17 protein-coding genes are annotated in these 17,162 nt (G+C 31.4%); 4 read left to right on the top strand and 13 right to left on the bottom strand.

The genetic code is table 11. From position 1 onward, the window contains the following. From feoB to CAMP5063_RS04695, 7 genes are all read right to left on the bottom strand, one after another. A partial coding sequence (gene feoB, locus CAMP5063_RS04665) for a ferrous iron transport protein B (RefSeq protein ID WP_337194893.1) occupies positions 1–1,359 on the bottom strand: 1,359 nt, incomplete at its 3' end. Beyond that, on the bottom strand, positions 1,359–1,586 hold the full coding sequence (locus CAMP5063_RS04670; protein WP_039627920.1) for a FeoA family protein: 228 nt from the start codon (positions 1,584–1,586) through the stop codon (positions 1,359–1,361). The genes CAMP5063_RS04670 and feoB, both read right to left, overlap by 1 nt. A gap of 92 nt (positions 1,587–1,678) precedes the next feature. Beyond that, a complete protein-coding gene (locus tag CAMP5063_RS04675) occupies positions 1,679–3,019 on the bottom strand; it encodes an MmgE/PrpD family protein (RefSeq protein WP_337194894.1) in 1,341 nt (446 codons plus the stop codon). 6 nt (positions 3,020–3,025) lie between these two features. Further along, on the bottom strand, positions 3,026–4,390 hold the full coding sequence (gene purB, locus CAMP5063_RS04680) for an adenylosuccinate lyase (protein WP_220566812.1): 1,365 nt from the start codon (positions 4,388–4,390) through the stop codon (positions 3,026–3,028). 3 nt (positions 4,391–4,393) lie between these two features. Then, positions 4,394–5,563, bottom strand: coding sequence for a cystathionine beta-lyase (gene metC, locus CAMP5063_RS04685; protein WP_337194895.1), 1,170 nt, complete (start codon positions 5,561–5,563; stop codon positions 4,394–4,396). A gap of 13 nt (positions 5,564–5,576) precedes the next feature. Further along, positions 5,577–7,016, bottom strand: a complete 1,440-nt coding sequence (gene dcuC, locus CAMP5063_RS04690) for a C4-dicarboxylate transporter DcuC (protein ID WP_220566810.1) — start codon at positions 7,014–7,016, stop codon at positions 5,577–5,579. A 3-nt stretch (positions 7,017–7,019) separates the two neighbouring features. Further along, a complete protein-coding gene (locus CAMP5063_RS04695) occupies positions 7,020–7,382 on the bottom strand; it encodes a Rid family detoxifying hydrolase (protein ID WP_044598311.1) in 363 nt (120 codons plus the stop codon). A 167-nt stretch (positions 7,383–7,549) separates the two neighbouring features. On the opposite strand from CAMP5063_RS04695, the gene CAMP5063_RS04700 reads away from it, so the two are divergent. After that, on the top strand, positions 7,550–8,224 hold the full coding sequence (locus CAMP5063_RS04700) for a helix-turn-helix transcriptional regulator (protein ID WP_133319588.1): 675 nt from the start codon (positions 7,550–7,552) through the stop codon (positions 8,222–8,224). 3 nt (positions 8,225–8,227) lie between these two features. Here the strand turns inward: CAMP5063_RS04700 and CAMP5063_RS04705 are convergent, their stop codons facing one another. From CAMP5063_RS04705 to CAMP5063_RS04720, 4 genes are all read right to left on the bottom strand, one after another. Continuing rightward, the gene (locus tag CAMP5063_RS04705; RefSeq protein ID WP_337194896.1) at positions 8,228–9,559 is read right to left on the bottom strand and encodes an anaerobic C4-dicarboxylate transporter family protein; all 1,332 of its coding nucleotides are present in this window, start codon (positions 9,557–9,559) and stop codon (positions 8,228–8,230) included. 20 nt (positions 9,560–9,579) lie between these two features. Next, entirely contained in the window at positions 9,580–10,977 is a 1,398-nt protein-coding gene (gene argH, locus CAMP5063_RS04710; protein WP_337194897.1) for an argininosuccinate lyase, read from the bottom strand. A 172-nt stretch (positions 10,978–11,149) separates the two neighbouring features. Next, complete coding sequence (locus CAMP5063_RS04715) at positions 11,150–11,611, bottom strand: ankyrin repeat domain-containing protein (protein ID WP_263661127.1); 462 nt, start codon at positions 11,609–11,611, stop codon at positions 11,150–11,152. A gap of 52 nt (positions 11,612–11,663) precedes the next feature. Continuing rightward, the gene (locus tag CAMP5063_RS04720; protein WP_263671064.1) at positions 11,664–13,088 is read right to left on the bottom strand and encodes a catalase; all 1,425 of its coding nucleotides are present in this window, start codon (positions 13,086–13,088) and stop codon (positions 11,664–11,666) included. Positions 13,089–13,306: 218 nt separating this feature from the next. Here CAMP5063_RS04720 and CAMP5063_RS04725 point away from each other — a divergent pair, with 218 nt between their 5' ends. The 3 genes from CAMP5063_RS04725 to acpS all read left to right on the top strand — a co-directional run bounded on the left by CAMP5063_RS04725 (position 13,307) and on the right by acpS (position 14,912). Further along, on the top strand, positions 13,307–13,945 hold the full coding sequence (locus tag CAMP5063_RS04725; RefSeq protein ID WP_220566805.1) for a helix-turn-helix transcriptional regulator: 639 nt from the start codon (positions 13,307–13,309) through the stop codon (positions 13,943–13,945). A gap of 65 nt (positions 13,946–14,010) precedes the next feature. Further along, positions 14,011–14,556 (top strand): flagellar basal body-associated protein FliL, encoded by a 546-nt coding sequence (gene fliL / locus CAMP5063_RS04730; RefSeq protein WP_133319594.1) that lies wholly within the window; start codon positions 14,011–14,013, stop codon positions 14,554–14,556. Next, the gene (gene acpS, locus CAMP5063_RS04735) at positions 14,556–14,912 is read left to right on the top strand and encodes a holo-ACP synthase (protein WP_263661129.1); all 357 of its coding nucleotides are present in this window, start codon (positions 14,556–14,558) and stop codon (positions 14,910–14,912) included. The genes fliL and acpS overlap by 1 nt, the downstream gene beginning before the upstream one ends. An 8-nt stretch (positions 14,913–14,920) precedes the next feature. Here the strand turns inward: acpS and fabG are convergent, their stop codons facing one another. Both fabG and gpmI read right to left on the bottom strand, forming a co-directional pair. Beyond that, on the bottom strand, positions 14,921–15,664 hold the full coding sequence (gene fabG / locus CAMP5063_RS04740; protein ID WP_337194898.1) for a 3-oxoacyl-ACP reductase FabG: 744 nt from the start codon (positions 15,662–15,664) through the stop codon (positions 14,921–14,923). Positions 15,665–15,678: 14 nt separating this feature from the next. Then, positions 15,679–17,157, bottom strand: coding sequence for a 2,3-bisphosphoglycerate-independent phosphoglycerate mutase (gene gpmI / locus CAMP5063_RS04745; RefSeq protein WP_337194899.1), 1,479 nt, complete (start codon positions 17,155–17,157; stop codon positions 15,679–15,681). Positions 17,158–17,162: the final 5 nt, after the last annotated feature.

The following is a 17,162-nucleotide window of genomic DNA, read 5'->3' on the forward strand; positions in this document are numbered from 1 at the left end:
CCCAAAAAGATAATTTCCCGCCACATCAGCAGGAAAAAACACTCCAACAAAAAGCACATATACAGGAAGTCTTGCGCCACAACTCATAAAATTAATAATAAAAAGAGTTAATAGTCTATCTTTTTTATTTTTTAAAGTTCTTGTAGCCATAAATGCAGGTACTGAACAGCCAAAACCCGTGATTAAAGGGATAAAACTTTTACCATGTAAGCCAAATTTGTATAAAATTCCATCTAATAAAAATGCAACCCTAGCCATATATCCAGTTGTTTCAAGCAAGGCTATACCAAAAAATAAAATCATAATATTTGGTAAAAAAGTTATAACCGCACCAACCCCACCTAAAACACCATCAGCTAAGGCTGAAGCGATAAATTCATTGCTAATATTATTTTTTACCATATCACCTAAATTAGCAAAAAACATTTCTATATAATCCATAGGGATTTGACCTAAAGTAAAGGTTAGTTGAAATAAAGCCCACATAAAAAACAAAAATATAGGAATTCCTAAAAATTTATTAATTAAAATAGAATCTATTTCTTTAGTATGATTTTTATACTTAACACTCTTGCTTAAAACCTTAACACATATACCATTTGCAAAAGCAATCAGCTCTTCTTTAAAAATACTTTCCATATCTTTGCTATGATATACCATGTAAATTTTTTCTAAAGCTTCATCAAGTATTTTTCTCAAAGCATGCGAAATGACTATATTAGCTTCATTTTTAAGCAAAGCTATCGCTAAATCTTTTGTAGAAAAATCTAAATAAGTAATTTCATTTTGATTTAAAAATTCACTTATTTTTGCAAGTTCTTCTTCTATAATATCACTATAAACACGCTCTTTAGCTTCAAATTTAGCTTCATGGGTTGAAATGATTAAATCCAAAAGTGCATTTAGATTTTCTTTAGTTTTAGCGCACACGCCAAGACAAGGTGTATTTAGAAGTTGAGATAAAATTTTAAAATCTATACTAAAACCTTCATTTTTAGCTTCATCTTGCATATTTAAAGCCATAATCATTTTGATTTTAGCTTCTATTAAAGATGCGCTTAAAATCAAATTACGCTCTAAATTTGTAGAATCAAGCACATTTACTACAAGATCAAAATTACCCTTTTTTAAAAAATCTTTTGTAATTTTTTCTTCTTCGCTATAACCATCTAATGCATAAGTTCCTGGTAAATCTATAAATTTAAACTCATAATTTTTATAAATTAATCTAGCCTCAGCCTTTTCAACCGTAACACCGCTAAAATTTCCAACTTTCATATTAGCTTTGCATAGTGCGTTAATTAATAAACTTTTACCAACATTTGGCTGACCTACTAAAGCAACGATGATTTCTTTCATTAAAACTCTTTTGAAATTTGTATTATTTTTGCTTCACTTGAGCGTAAAATCACGCAAGTTGTATCAAGTTCTACCATAATAGTAGAATTTGCTATAGAAGAACGAATTTTTTTAACTTTTTTGTTTTTTGCAAAACCAAAACTAAAAAGTCTTGCTTGGAGTTGTTTATCTGCTTCAAAGCCTACTATAAAGGCTTCTTCATTGTCTTTTAATGTATCTAAAGTCATGTTTTTCCTTACAAAAACCAAGATAAGACATTATATAAAAAATTCAATTATTTATTTTTTAAAATAATAAGCAATCTCAAAAAATGAGATTGCTAGAAATCAAAATCATTTAGATTTTCTAAATTTTGAAGCTTTTTGACTAATTCCTCAGCCTTTTCTAAAGAAAGTGCTATGCTAGCATTAGAAAGAAATTTATCTTTTAATTCATCAAAACTTAAAGGATTATCAAAATTTCCTTTATTTATAAACACATCTTTTTTAATTACTCTTCCATCATTTAAAACAGCTTCTAAATGTCCTGGAAAGTATTTAGGGAAACCGCTAGATTTTTTCTTCTCATAGCTAATTTTTTTAGCAAATTCTATTAGTTCAGCTCTATTTAAATTTTCATAAGATTTTAAAGTAATTTTGCCATCAAAAAACGCTAAAGCCATTAAAAAAGGCATGGAAAATTTGGCCGCATAAGCACTTTGTGGAGTGTATTTTGCTTCTATTGGATCACAGATAAATGAAATTGGCACTTCATCTACAAAGCAATGCAAACTTTTGATATCTTGTGCTTTTAAGCCATCATTTCTTAAACTCATAGCACAATCAATAAGCCCATGTGCAAAATGACAACTTGGATAAGGTTTTAACGAAACTTGCATTACTTGCCAAATTTCATTCAACCCCTTACAAAGTTCATTTTTATCACATTCATCTTCTAAGCCAAAAGTTCTAAAGACATTATCCCTTCCTTCAAATATACTCAAAGGACCGCTCATATTAGCTTTTGCGCAATTTGCTACTAAAATTCCATTTTTCAAAGCATTAGCTATGTGTAAAACTTTAGAATTAGATCCATTAGATAAAAACTCATTTACCCCACTTGCAAAACTTCCTGCTAAACCTAATGCATTGATGATTTGTTCTTTGTTTAAACCAAGTAAAACACAACTTGCAGCCACACTACCAAAAATTCCTGCTATAGCTGTAGTATGAAAGCCACGCTTATGAAAACTTCCTTTGCTTGCTATACCCACTCTAGCAGCAATTTCCCAACCAACAATAAAGGCTTTTAAAACTTTCTTTCCATCTTTACTTACGCTAAATCCATAAGTTAAACAAAGTGGAGTTAAAATAGCACTAGCGTGCAAAATAGCTTCAGTATGAGTATCATCAAAATCAAGGGCATGCGCTGCAATAGCATTTACCATCGCAGCATAAATTACATCAAGCTTTTTACCCCCACTCCAAATTTTTTCACTAGGATTTACACTTAAAGCTTCAAAAGCCTTAGTTGCATTTAAAACACAAGCTTCATTTTTAGCAGCTAGGGCTGTTCCTAGTGCATCAAGCATAAGCTCTTTTGCTCTTTGCTTTACTTCACTAGGGATAGCTTCATAGTCTAAATTTACGATAAATTCGGCTAGTTTTTCACTTAAATACATTTTTTCCTACTTTAGAATTGGTGCATTAGCGATTTTTTCTAAGAACTCATCAACTAATTTTGGTGCATAACCTACATAAGTTGTAGCATCCATTAAAACATCAATGTCTTTTTCACTTAAAACCTTACTTACACGCTCATCTTCAAGTAAAACAACTTTAAAAGTTTTATGATTTTCTATACCTCTCATAGCATTTTCATAAACAATTTCATGTGCATGTTGCTTACCATAATGATCACTCAAAGCAAACATCACGCGTTCTGCCAATACAAAGCCATTAAGCGTATCAAGATTTTTTAACATTTTGTCTTTTTTAACTTCTAAATCATCAAAGACAAATTTCATATTTGCTAATACCACTGAAAGCATTAAAAATGCTTCTGGTAAAAGCTTCCATTCCATTTTCCAAACTTGACCATCTCTTTCATGCTCATGTCTTTCTATATCGCTTAAAATTGCAATATTAGCTCTTAGGGCATTACTTACAGTCACTGCGTTTTCACTTACTGCGGGATTTCTTTTATGAGGCATAGTAGAACTTCCTACTTGACCTTTTCCAAAAGGTTCAGCAATTTCATCGATTTCATTATGAGCTAAGATTAAAAGTTGATGTGCAATTTTGTTAAAGGTTGCGTTGATATTACCTAAAACATAACCAAGCTCAATAAAACGATCTCTTGCTGGCTGCCATGAGATGTCAGGAACTTCTAAACCTAAGCTTTCTAAAGTAAGTTTTTCTACTTCATTAGCCTTGTCACTTAAGCTTGCTTTAGTTCCCACTGCACCTACGATTAATCCTACATATAATCTTTTTTCAAGTTCGATAATTCTTTCATAGTGACGATTAAGCTCACTTAGCCAAATTGCAACTTTGTGTCCAAAAGTTATAGGTAAAGCTTGTAAAGCTAAGGTTCTTCCCATCATTGCAGTGTTCTTATGCTCTTTTGCGATTTTTGCTAAATTTTTAGCTATATCTTTTAAATCTTGTTTGATTAAAGCCATAGCTTCTTTAAATTGTAAAACTATGCCTGTGTCAATGATATCTTGTGTTGTTACACCAAAATGCACATATTCGCCAAGACCATTTTCGCAAGCTTTTTCCAAACCTCTAACAGTAGGCACTAAAGGGTGTTTAGTCTTTTTAAACTCAGCAAAAATAAAATCCATATCCATAAATTTATAATGCGCTTTTTTAGCTATTTCTGTAGCTGCCTCATTAGGGATAATGCCAAGTTTTGCTTGAGCTTTTGCTAGGGCAGCTTCTACATCAAGCCATTTTTGAATCCTATTTTCCTCGCTAAAAATAGCTCTCATTGCAGGAGTGCTCCAAGAATCTTGAAGCAACCTCATATCAAATACACTCACACCCATGTTTTATCCTTTAAAATTTATTTTTTCAAATGATTGTTTTAAGTCAGCAATCAAATCCTTACTATCTTCAAGACCTATATGAAATCTCACAAAAGGCCCTCTAGCACTCCAATCTGTTGCTGTTCTTGGCGGAGTAGTAACAGTAGCTAAACTCTCATATCCACCCCAGCTTGCACCGATTGAAAAATACTCTAAATTATCTACAAATTTAACGGCTTGTTCTTTAGAAATGCCATCTGCAAATTCAATTGTTACCATACCATTAGCGCCTTTATGATCACGCATAAAAACTTCATGGTTTGGATGAGTTTTTAATTTTGGATAAAAAATTGTTTTAACTTCTTTTCTACTTTGTAAAAACTCTACTACCTCATCTGCACTTTTTTCATGAGCCCTCATTCTTACATCTAAAGTTCTCATACCACGAAGCACTAAATAAGCATCATCAGGACTTGTAGTAAATCCTAAAGCTTCTGGTAATTTGTCAAAATTTTTCCATTCTTTTTCATTAATCACTACTATACCCATAGTAACATCTGAATGCCCGCTTAAGTACTTAGTCGCTGCAATTACTGAAATATCCACTCCAAGCTCAAGCGGGTTTAAAAAATACCCACTTGAATAAGTATTATCAATCGCTACTGGTATGTTATGTTTGTGTGCAATTTCACAAAGTTTTGGTAAGTCTATGATTTCATAAAGTATAGAACCTGGACTTTCACAAAGGATTAATTTTGTGTTTGGTTTGATTTTTTCCTCTACATCAGAAGCATCAGCTTTTAAAAAGTCAATTTCTACACCCATTTTAGTTAAAAATAAATCACAAATTGTTCTAACAGGTCCATAAATAGCATCAGTGATTAAAAAATGAGCATCTTTACTAGCATAATTTAAAAGCACCATAGCTAATGCTGCAAGCCCTGTTGGGAAAAGTTGTGCTCTATAACCACCCTCAAGCTCACAAATAAGTTTTTCAAGTTCAAAATTTGTAGCTGTTCCTCTAGCACCATAACTCAAAACACGCTCATTTTTTCTTAGCTCGCGGTATTTTTGCCAAGTAGCATGATCTTTAAAAAGTATGGTTGATGCACGCATTAAGGTTGGATTAACTGATCTTGCTTCAGCGCTTTGATCGCCTCTTCCTAGGTGGATTAATTTAGTTTTATTATTCATTTTAAGTCCTTTTTTACAAATAAACATAAGTCATAATCACATTAACAATAGCAGCTACAAGCATAGGAATAGCTGTTCTTTTTACAACTTGTAATGGATTTACTTTAGCCATAGCTGAAATTGCCAAAATAGCTGGTGCAATAGGTGAAACACATCTACCAAAACCTGTCATGATTTGGATAGGTGCTATCATAGTTATAGTTTCAACTCCAAAAGATTTTGCTATATTTGGAATGAGTGGTGCAAAAGAAAAAAATGCTGCATTTCCTGAACCCATTAAAAATGCGCACACAGCAAGTAAAATAGAAACTGCTATGATGATAGCAAGCACTCCAAAACCTGCATCTTTTGCAAAGTCTATTAAAGTATCTACAAAACCAACCGATAAAAGGCCACTTGCAAAAACTTGGCCACAAACGATCAAAGAAACTGTGATTACAAACAAATGGCCCATACCTTTGAAAAATACCATGATAGAATTTAAAGTATCAATTAAACTTTTATAACGAATGATTTCAAAAATAATTGCTATAAAAGTTGAAATCATCATAGCAACCGGTACATTCATTCTAATTGCAGTAGATGAAGCTGCTTTAACTTCTTCCATGGTAGTAAATCCCATTAACACCATAATGCTATCTAAAACACTACTAAAGCCCAAAATTAACACTAAAGGTATAATAGGTAAAATCGCATAAATTCTAGGTGGCTTTTTAAGCTCTTCACTTTTGCCATCATGTTCTGCTAATTCTTTTTCAACATCATCACGGTTAAATGTGAAATTTTCTTTTTTATCAAAATATTTTGAGCAAAAATAAATCGCAATACCCACTGCTATGATAATAGGCACAGTTGTAGGAAGCTGATAATGCACAAAATATACCGCAGGATCAATTTCAGCTGTTTTTGCAGCTAAAATTACATTACCACTTCCTGGGCCATGGTCAATGTATTGACAAATAGCAATAATCGAAAGCGCAGAAAGCTTAGAAACACCTGAACGCACTAAAATAGGGTACATTGTAACCATAAGCAAAAGTGCTAAACCTGCATGTGAAGGTATAAAAAGCACTAAAAACTGAATCACAAAATATGAAACCAACAATAAAACATAAGGTGATTTCACAGCTTTTAAAGGTCTTTCAAATACTTTAAATAAAGCATAACTTGCACCTACATGATCCATATAAGCAGAAAATCCTGCTATACACATTAAAGTAAGTCCAAGACCTGCTAGAGTACTTGACATTTTAGTATTTACTACTTGAAAAATATCAAAAAGACCTAAATGTAAAGATTGTTTTTCATTAATAATTGGAGAAAGTCCAAAAATTCCTGCTAAAGCTAACAAGAATAAACCACTTAAAAGCAACGCCATGTGGGCGTTGATTTTTTTATAGAGCATAAAAACAAGTAAAAATACAGAACATCCCGCAAAAAATAAACCCAACATGCTCTATCCTTTATGAGCAATAACCTCTATCTCCACTTTTGCTCCTTTAGGAAGATCTTTTACCGCAAAAGCACTTCTTGCAGGATATGGAGCTGCGAAAAATTCAGAATAAACCTCATTGAAAGCCAAAAAATCATCAATATTTGCCAAAAAGCAAGTCGTTTTAACTACATTATTAAAATAAAGATTATTTTCTTCTAATATAGCCTTGATATTTAACAATGATTGTCTTGTTTGTTCTTTTACATCTTCACTTTCTATGTTTCCACTTTGTGGATTAATAGGAAGTTGTCCTGAAATAAATAACAAACCATTAGCTTCTCTATAAGCTGAATATGGTCCTATAGCCTTTGGATAATTTGCCATGTATACTCCTTGTGTTTAAATAAAATCATAATATAATATTATCATCATAATAATAAATTGTCAATATTTTTTTATCATAATAATAATTTTTTTTATTGTTGTAAATATTAACAACTTTGATGAAAATATTTTGTAAAATAACAAAAAACAACAAAAAGGTCTAGATCATGGATGAACAACAAAAAGAATTATTTATCAAACTCACTCAATTTTTAGGGCAAGTTCTTGGAGATCAGTATGAAATAGTTTTTCATGTGATTTCACCTGAGGGTTCATATATAGCAGCCATTGCAAATAATCATATTAGCGGAAGGACAATCAATTCTCCATTAACCTCTTTTGCGAGTGAGCTTGTACAAGAAAAAGAGTATTTAAATAAAGATTTTTTATGTGATTACAAAGCAAAGGTTGGAAAGTCTAAGATCGTTACTGGATCAACCTTTTTTATAAAAAACCAAAATAAAATTGTAGGAATTTTATGTATAAATCACGACACCACAGAACTTAGAAATGCTATTAGTAAAATCATAGAACTAGAAAAAATTAATGATTTTAGTGATTTATTAGATATTCACAATCAAAACAACGTAAATTTACACAATGTGAGTAATATAGAAACACTTAGTCATTCTATAGAAGATATTCTAGCTGAAAACATAGACTTAAAATATTTAAATTCAGGATATAGCTTAAGCACTGAACAAAAAGATGAGATTATTAAAAAGCTTCATTCAAAGGGAATTTTTAATATAAAAGGAAGTATACCTATAGTTGCTAAGTCACTTAATATATCAGAACCTAGCGTCTATAGATATTTGCAAAAATTTAAAAATAGCCTTTAATAGCTAAAAAACTATTTGCGATATAAAATAAGCACTCACAACAGCACCAATGATTAAAGCAAAACCTGGTCTTAAATAAGAGTGATTGATCACAAATTTTCCTATTTTTGTTGTGCCTGTTCTATCAAAAGCCACACAAGCTATTTGATTAGCTCCTGGAACTATAAAATCTCCACTCACGCAAGGATAAAGCACGATAAGAATTTGAGGAGGAATTCCCAAACTCACACCCAAGGGCATCAAAGCAGCTACTGTTGCAGCTGGAGAAAAAATCACCATAGAAAAGGCAAATAAAGCTACACCAAATAAATACGGATAATCTTCTACAATATGTGATAAAGAATCACTAAATAAAGGCTTGTAAGCTTCAAAAAATGTCCCTGTCATCCAAGCTATACCAAAAACCCCTACAACGCCTATAAGTCCTGATTTAAATACAGAAGCTTCACCAAGTTTATTGGCAGGAACTTTAGCAAAAAGCATAATTAAACAAGCTGTTGCAAGCATGATCATTTGAATTAAATTTGGGGTAGAAAGTCTTTCTATTTTACCATTTGCAAGCTCATAGTGAGGTAACAAATTTGTAAAAGTCCCAAAGAAAATAATGGTTAAAATCCCCAAAGCAAATATTAATAAAGCTCTTTTTACTTTAGGATCTGTTTCTTGTTTATCTTCTTGTTTATCTTGAGTTAAAAACTGATATTCCCCTGCTCTTACTCTTCTTTGAAATTCCTCATCTTGCTCAAGCTCTTTTCCTCTTTTAAAAATGCTCAAACAAGCACATATAACACCAATTAAAAATGCTGGCATTACCACAGCTAATATTTGAACAAGTCCTACACCACTAATGGCTAAAATGGCTACCATACCTGCAGTGGCTGCACTCATAGGAGAAGCTACCACTGCAATACCTGCTGCTATAACTGAAACTGAAAGTGGTCTTTCAGGACGAATTTTAGCTTGAGCAGCTACTTCAGCAATCACTGGATAAATAGAAAAAGCTACATAAGTAGTACCACAAAATATTGTAAATGTGGATGTGATTAATGGGCCCATAAAAACAATAGCTTGAGGTTTTTTCTTTAATGCTTTTTCAGCTATTTTTACTAGCAAATCAAGCCCGCCTGCGCTTTGCAAAACACTCACGCAAGTAATCACAGCAAGTATAATAAACACAACACTCACAGGAAGTGAAGCTGGTTGCATACCAAAAACTAACACCAAAATACACATACCAAGCCCACCTGCAACCCCAAGTCCTATACCACCATATCTACCACCTATGGCTATCATAGAAAAAATAATAAAAAGTTGAAGTATAAAAATAATATCCATCTAATCTTCGCCCTTATTGTTTATTTTTTACATTTATCCAACAATTCTTTTGCATGTTCAATTTGCTCTAATACAACTTTAGTTCCTGTACCACCATAAGAAAGTCTTGCGTCTATACAAGTTTCTAAAGCAATTGCTTCATAAATATCTTCTTGGATATTTTCATTAAATTGATGGAATTCTTCCATGCTAAGCTCTTCAAGCATTTTTCCGTGTTTAATACAATAATTCACAGCTGAACCTACTATACTATGAGCTTCTCTAAATGGTATATTTTTTCTTACTAAATAATCAGCCATATCTGTGGCATTTGAAAATCCTTTTGCAGCTGCTGCTCTTGTATTATTAGCATTTACTTGCATTTTTTCTATCATAGGAGTTATAATTTTTAAACTTGCCATTAAAGTATCCATAGAATCATAAACTTGAGCCTTATCTTCACTCATATCAGTATTATAAGCTAATGGAATACCTTTCATAATAGTTAGCATTGCCATAACATTACCATACATTCTACCTGTCTTACCACGCATTTTTTCGGCTACATCAGGATTTTTCTTTTGAGGCATTATGCTTGAACCTGTACAAAAATCATCACTTAATTCTATAAATTTAAAATCTTGACTTGAAAAAAGTATAAGCTCTTCACAAAAACGACTAAGGTGCATGAAACACATTGCAGCAATAGCAGTAAATTCAACCATGTGGTCTCTATCACTTACACTATCAATGCTATTTTCTGTTGGTTTAGTAAAGCCTAGTTCTTTGGCACAAAAATGTCTGTCTATATTAAATGTAGTTCCGCCAAGTGCAGCTGCTCCTAAAGGACACTCATTCATTCTTTTATATAAATCCTCAAAACGAGAATAATCCCTACTTAACATCCAAAAATACGCCATAATCCAATGTGAAAAAAGCACTGGCTGGCCTGTTTGTAAATGCGTATAACCTGGCATAATAGCTTTGATATTTTTTTGAGCTTGATGGACGATTTCTTCTTGCAAAGTAGTAATTTGAGTTAATACTTCTTTAATAACTGCTCTCATATGAATTTTTGAATCAAGAGTAGTTTGGTCATTTCTACTTCTTGCGGTGTGAAGTTTTCCACCTACTGGACCTACGATTTGTGTCATTCTTTTTTCTACAGCCATATGAATATCCTCATCAGCTATATCAAACACAAAAGTACCATTTTGAATTTCTTCTCTAACTTGCTCTAAGCCCTTAATGATAGTCTTTGCTTCATCGTCTTTTATAATACCTTGTTTTGCAAGCATGGTGCAGTGAATTATACTACCTTGTATATCAAAAGGAGCAAGTCTTGGCTCAACTGGTAGTGAAGCAGTATATTCTTCAACTAATTTATTTGTAGGTAAATCAAAACGCCCACCCCATAATTTTTCTGTTTTGTTAGACATTTATTATCCTTTCATTAAAAAATTAGGGGTAATTTTATTTGAATTTATTTTAATTTAGCTTAAATTTTTTATTTCTATAATAAAAAATTTTAAAAATTTATAATTTAATAATAGAATTTTTTAATAATTTTAAATAAATAAAATATATTTTTAATATATTATAAATTTTTAACTATTTTTTGAAAATTTTTAATACACTAAAAGCTATTTTTTTAAGAAAACTTTTTTTAGAATACTTTGTTAAAAACTCTACTATATCTCTATGCCCAAACATCAATGCAAAAGTAAAAGGTGTCATACCAAGACCATTGTTTTCATCAATATTTGCTCCATGTTCTACCAAAAGCTTACACATAGGTAAATATCCTTTAAAACACACCCCTGCTAATGGAGTTTGTCCTCTATCATTTTTCTCATCTACCCTAGCATTATTTTCTAGTAAAAACTTAGCACATTCATAAGCATTATGATAACTTGCAAGCATTAAAAGACTATCGCCTTTATGATTTTTTAAATTCACACTCAAACCCGCTTCTATCATAGTCTTTAAATTTTGTAAATCATTTTTCCTTGCGTAATCAAAAGCCATAGTGCAAAGCTCTTGAATTCTTTTTTCTTCTTCATTACTAAACATATTTTTTCCTTTATAATCTTTAGTTTGCCACTTTTAAAGTGGCAAGTAAAAATTACATCTTCAAAGCTTTTTTAACGCCATTTGCATATTCACTTGAAATTTTTTCAAAATGACTTAATGCTCTAGCAATAATTTTTTCATCAACCCCACTCATAGAAGCTGCTATGTTTTTAAATAATTGCTCTTTTTGATCTTGATTCATTATATCAAACAAGGCTCTTGGTTGGGTGTAAAAATCATTATCAAGTGGAGCATATCTTTGCGCATTACCTTCAAGTACTAAGTCAGGCTCTAGGTAATTTTTATCTTCTTTTGGACTATCATCATAACTATTTGGTTCATAATAAGCAAGACCATTTTTATAAGTGTCAAAATTCATAGCACCTGCTACATTATAAGTATTTACTTCACTTTTTGCACGATTAACTGGTAATAAATGATAATTTGTCCCTATGCGGTATCTGTGTGCGTCAGGATAAGAAAAAATTCTAGCTTGCAGCATTTTATCAGGACTAAAACTAATACCAGGAACAATATTGCTTGGACTAAATGCAGCTTGTTCTACTTCATTAAAGTAATTTTGTACATTTTTATTAAGTACTAATTCGCCTACTTCAATTAAAGGTACAATACTATGCGGCCAAACTTTAGTTAAATCAAAAGGATTAAAACCTAATTTTTCTGCTTCATCTTCTTTTAAAACTTGAATTTGGAAAGTCCATTTTGGAAAATCTCCTTTTTCAATAGCTTCATATAAATCTCTTTGATGACTTTCTCTATCATTTGCTATTAAATTTGCCGCTTCTTCGTTGGTTAAATTTTTAATACCTTGCTTGGTTTTAAAATGAAATTTCACCCAAAATCTTTCGTTTTTATCATTAATCAAACTATAAGTGTGACTTCCAAAACCATGCATATGACGATAGCTTGCAGGAATTCCTCTATCACTCATTAAAATAGTAACTTGATGTAAGCTTTCAGGACAAAGGCTCCAAAAATCCCATGCAGCATTATTGCTTCTTAAATGATTTCTTGGATCTCTTTTTTGAGTGTGGATAAAATCAGGAAATTTATATGCATCTCTTATAAAAAATGTCGGAGTATTATTACCTACTAAATCCCAATTTCCTTCTTTAGTATAAAATTTAATAGCAAAACCTCTTACATCTCTTTCTGCATCAGCTGCACCTGCTTCGCCTGCAACGGTTGAAAATCTTATAAATAAAGGTGTATTTTCTCCAAGCTGTAAAACTTTTGCCTTGGTGTACTGAGAAATATCTTTAGTGATTTTAAGCTCCCCATAAGCACCGCTCCCTTTTGCATGAACAGTTCTTTCTGGAATTCTTTCTCTATTTTGATGGGCAAGTTTTTCTAACAAAATATAATCTTGCATTAAAAGTGGACCCTTAGCACCTGCGCTTAATGAATTTTGATTATCGGCTATGATATTTCCGAAATCATTGGTTAGTTTTTTCATCTTTTCTCCTTTTTATAAATAATAATTTTTATTATTTGATAAATTATATCCCTATATTATTAAAATAAAATTAAACAATAAAAATTATTATTTTTGAAAAAATAATCTTTTTTTAAGCATAATTATTTTTATTTTGTATTAAAATTGTTGAAAAATAAGAATAAGCGCTCTTATTTTAAATATTTTTACTACAAAATTAATAAAACAAGGAGAGTTTAATGGATAAAGAAACAAGAACTTACTATATTAAATTAGTGAAATTTCTTGCTGATGCTTTGGGAAGAAATTATGAAATAGTTTTGCATGATGTAAGTGAAGATGGTACTAATATAGCAGAAATAGCTAATAATCATATTAGCAAAAGAACTATAAATTCACCTCTAACAGGCTTTGCTATTGAAATGATTAAAAACAAAATCTATTTAGAGCGTGATTATATAACACATTATAAAACTTCAGCTAAAAGCTCACAAGTAATGTCAGGCTCTACTTTTTTTATTAAAAAAGATGAAAAACTTGAAGGTTTGCTTTGTATTAATCATGATACTTCAGCATTTAAAAAAATCTCTGATGAAATTTTAAATCTTGGAAATATTTATGATAATTCTTATGAAAGTCCTGAACAAGAAAATAAAGAATACATAAAACTTGATTTAGAAGAAATCGTTGAAGATATTACGGGGATAGATATTGAAAGTTTTAAAAATAAAAGTTTAAAACCAAAGGAAAAACAAAAAATGATAGCTAGCTTATATGAAAAAGGCGTATTTAATGTAAAAGGTGTTATTCCTAAAGTTGCGGAGCTTTTAAATATTTCAGAACCTAGTGTTTATAGACATTTACAAAAGATTAAATAATCATAATTTAAAAAAAATATAATTTTTGATACAATAACATTTTAAAATTTTATAAAAGGAAAAATATGGCTGATGATATGATGGATGAACAAGGTGAATCAAAGAAAAAAGGCGGGAATACTTTAGTAATCATTATCGTTGTATTTTTATTTGTATTTTTACTTGTTATTGTAGGAGCAATTGCTTATCTAATGTTTAGTGGCGGCTCTGAAGAAAATCCTACCCCGCAAACCGAAGAAAGCGCACAAGTTGCACAAGCTCCTAAAAAAACAAATGCAGTAGCAGCTAGAGGGAGTGATTATGCAAATATTGGCGTGATGTATCCTTTAGCACCTTTTACGCTAAATTTATTAAGTGATGGTGGATCAAGATATGTAAAATGCACCATTCAACTTGAACAAAATGTTGAAACCTTAACTCCTGAACTTGATAAAAAAGTTGCTATTATTAGAGATATTATCATTAGAACTTTAACATCAAAAACCTTTGAAGAAGTAAGCACTACAAAGGGTAAAGAAAGATTAAAAGATGAATTAACCGGCAAGATCAATGAAGTTTTAACTGATGGTTTTATCAAAAATATTTATTTTACCGACTTTGTAGTATCTTAATGATAGGCTGTGACATAGTCGTATGCTCTCGCATAGAAAAAATTTATGAAAGACATAAAACACTTTTCTTGGATAAATTTTTGTCCAAGAAAGAGCAAAGTTATATAAAAAATACCAACACTCTAGCCGGATTTTGGGCTATTAAAGAAGCTGCCTCTAAGGCTTTGGGGGTTGGAATTTCTAAAGAATGTTCTTTTTTTGACATCACCATCTCTAAAGATGACAAAAATGCTCCACACATTAGTTTTTCTCAAAAAGTCATGCAAGAATTCAAAATTAAATCAGCAAGTGTAAGCGTAGCGCATGATGGGGGTTTTGCTATAGCAGTAGTAGCTATAGAAACTAAGCAAGGTTAAAACCTTGCTTACATATAAAGCCCGCCATTGACTTTTAAAATTTCTCCTGTGATATAAGAAGAATGATCACTTAATAGAAACGCCACAGCTTGAGCTACTTCGCTTGCATCTGCAAAACGCTTCAAAGGGATATTATTAATATAATTTTGTTTAATCTCATCACTTAAAACTTCAGTCATATCACTTTTTATAAAACCTGGGGTAATACAGTTATATCTTATATTTCTTGCTGCACCTTCTTTAGCAAAAGATTTTGTTAATGCTATCATACCGCCTTTACTAGCACTATAATTAGTTTGACCTGCATTTCCCATTTCTCCAACTATAGAAGCGATATTTACAACCGCGCCAAAACGCTTTTTACTCATAGTTTTTAATGCCTCTCTACAACCTAAAAAGCTTGAATTTAAATTAGCATTAATCACTGAATAAAAATCATCCATACTCATTCTAAGTGCTAATTTATCATTAGTAATACCCGCATTATTAACTAAGTAACTAAGCTCACCATCACTTTCTACTATAGTTGCAATAGCGCTTGTAAATTCTTCTTCAACACTTGCATCAAATTTAATCACAGCTGCAGTGCCACCACTTTTTTCTATCTCTTCTTTTAGTGCATCAGCAAGTTCAGGCTTACTTCTATAATTAATCCAAACTTTTAAGCCATAACTTGCTAATTCTTTGGCTATTGCTGCACCTATACCTTTACTTGCACCTGTTATTAAAACATTTTTTCCACTAAATTTCATTGTTCTCCTTTAAATTAAAATAAAGCCTCATCCATTTCTTTTGGGATAGGTAAGTTTAAAATTTTAAGCACGCTTGGTGCTATATTACTAAGCCCCATGCCTTCTTTAAGCTTTTCTACTCCTTTAGCTTCGACAAAAGCAAAAACATCAAAGGTTGTGTGATTAGTGAGCATATTTTCTTTTTCATCCCTCATCGCTTCACAGTTTCCATGATCTGAAGTAATAATAAAAGCATAATCATGCTCTCTTGCTTTAGCAATAACCCTACCTAAACACTCATCTACACATTCAACCGCACTAATCGCAGCTTCAAAATCACCCGTATGTCCTACCATATCACCATTTGCAAAATTTACTACGATAAAATCCATACCACTTTCTATACCCTTAAGCACCTCATCTGTGACTTCTTTAGTACTCATTTGAGGTTTTTCATCGTATGTTTTTACTTTAGGACTTGGAATTAAAATTCTTGTTTCATTGCATTCTAATTCTTCTTTTCCCCCATTAAAGAAAAAGGTTACATGAGCATATTTTTCTGTCTCAGCTGTGTGAAGTTGGCTTAAATTTGCATTAGCTATCACAGAAGCTAAAGTATTATTTAATTCTTCTTTTTCAAACATCACAGGCAGTTTAAAACTCTCATCATACAAACTCATAGTAATGGCATTTTTTACAAGTACTTCTTTTGGAAATTCATTAAAACTTTCTTGGGTTAAAGAAGCGACTAATTGACGCATTCTATCATTTCTAAAATTGATAAAAATCACACCATCTTCAGCCTTAATCCCATCAAAGTTTTGACTAATAACTGGGCTTAAAAACTCATCTGTGATATTTTCATCATAGTTTTTTTGTATAAATTGCATAAAATCATCACACTTTGGTGCCTTAGCAAATAAAGCATCATAATAAGACTTAACCCTATCATAGCGCTTATCTCTATCCATAGCATAAAATCTTCCCGATAAAGAAGCAAAATTAACCCCTTCTTTTTCGCAAAATTCCTGTAAAGATTTTATAAATTCTAAACCCGAATTTGGAGGACAATCCCTACCATCACTAATTGCATGTGCAAAAACTTCTTTATTTTCTTGCTTACAAATTTTTAAAAGTGCATTAAAATGTGTATGCATAGAATGCACCCCGCCATCACTATAAAGCCCTATAATATGCGCTCTTTTGCATTTTTGCAACAATTCTTTTAAAGCCTTATTGTCTTTTAAAGTGTCATTTTCTATGGCTTTATTTATCTTGACTAAATTTTGATAGATTATGCGTCCACTACCTATACACATATGCCCTACTTCGCTATTACCCATTTGACCTTCAGGTAAGCCAACTGCCAAGCCACTTGTTTTTATCAAAACATTAGGGGTATTTTCAAAAAGCTTATCATAAGTTGGCTTTTTAGCATGAAAAAAAGCATTATAGTTTGAATTTGTATTATGTCCTATACCATCTGTGATTATCAAAATACATTTTTGACTCATTTTTT

It is taken from the genome of Campylobacter sp. RM5063, from assembly GCF_024723655.1.
Taxonomy (GTDB): domain Bacteria; phylum Campylobacterota; class Campylobacteria; order Campylobacterales; family Campylobacteraceae; genus Campylobacter_D; species Campylobacter_D lari_D.

Excerpts from the sequence above, each read along its gene's own strand:
- CAMP5063_RS04670 (WP_039627920.1), bottom strand. The coding sequence starts at position 1,586 with ATGACTTTAGATACATTAAAAGACAATGAAGAAGCCTTTATAGTAGGC.
- CAMP5063_RS04675 (WP_337194894.1), bottom strand. The coding sequence starts at position 3,019 with ATGTATTTAAGTGAAAAACTAGCCGAATTTATCGTAAATTTAGACTAT.
- purB (WP_220566812.1), bottom strand. The coding sequence starts at position 4,390 with ATGGGTGTGAGTGTATTTGATATGAGGTTGCTTCAAGATTCTTGGAGC.
- metC (WP_337194895.1), bottom strand. The coding sequence starts at position 5,563 with ATGAATAATAAAACTAAATTAATCCACCTAGGAAGAGGCGATCAAAGC.
- dcuC (WP_220566810.1), bottom strand. The coding sequence starts at position 7,016 with ATGTTGGGTTTATTTTTTGCGGGATGTTCTGTATTTTTACTTGTTTTT.
- CAMP5063_RS04695 (WP_044598311.1), bottom strand. The coding sequence starts at position 7,382 with ATGGCAAATTATCCAAAGGCTATAGGACCATATTCAGCTTATAGAGAA.
- CAMP5063_RS04700 (WP_133319588.1), top strand. The coding sequence starts at position 7,550 with ATGGATGAACAACAAAAAGAATTATTTATCAAACTCACTCAATTTTTA.
- CAMP5063_RS04705 (WP_337194896.1), bottom strand. The coding sequence starts at position 9,559 with ATGGATATTATTTTTATACTTCAACTTTTTATTATTTTTTCTATGATA.
- argH (WP_337194897.1), bottom strand. The coding sequence starts at position 10,977 with ATGTCTAACAAAACAGAAAAATTATGGGGTGGGCGTTTTGATTTACCT.
- CAMP5063_RS04715 (WP_263661127.1), bottom strand. The coding sequence starts at position 11,611 with ATGTTTAGTAATGAAGAAGAAAAAAGAATTCAAGAGCTTTGCACTATG.
- CAMP5063_RS04720 (WP_263671064.1), bottom strand. The coding sequence starts at position 13,088 with ATGAAAAAACTAACCAATGATTTCGGAAATATCATAGCCGATAATCAA.
- CAMP5063_RS04725 (WP_220566805.1), top strand. The coding sequence starts at position 13,307 with ATGGATAAAGAAACAAGAACTTACTATATTAAATTAGTGAAATTTCTT.
- fliL (WP_133319594.1), top strand. The coding sequence starts at position 14,011 with ATGGCTGATGATATGATGGATGAACAAGGTGAATCAAAGAAAAAAGGC.
- acpS (WP_263661129.1), top strand. The coding sequence starts at position 14,556 with ATGATAGGCTGTGACATAGTCGTATGCTCTCGCATAGAAAAAATTTAT.
- fabG (WP_337194898.1), bottom strand. The coding sequence starts at position 15,664 with ATGAAATTTAGTGGAAAAAATGTTTTAATAACAGGTGCAAGTAAAGGT.
- gpmI (WP_337194899.1), bottom strand. The coding sequence starts at position 17,157 with ATGAGTCAAAAATGTATTTTGATAATCACAGATGGTATAGGACATAAT.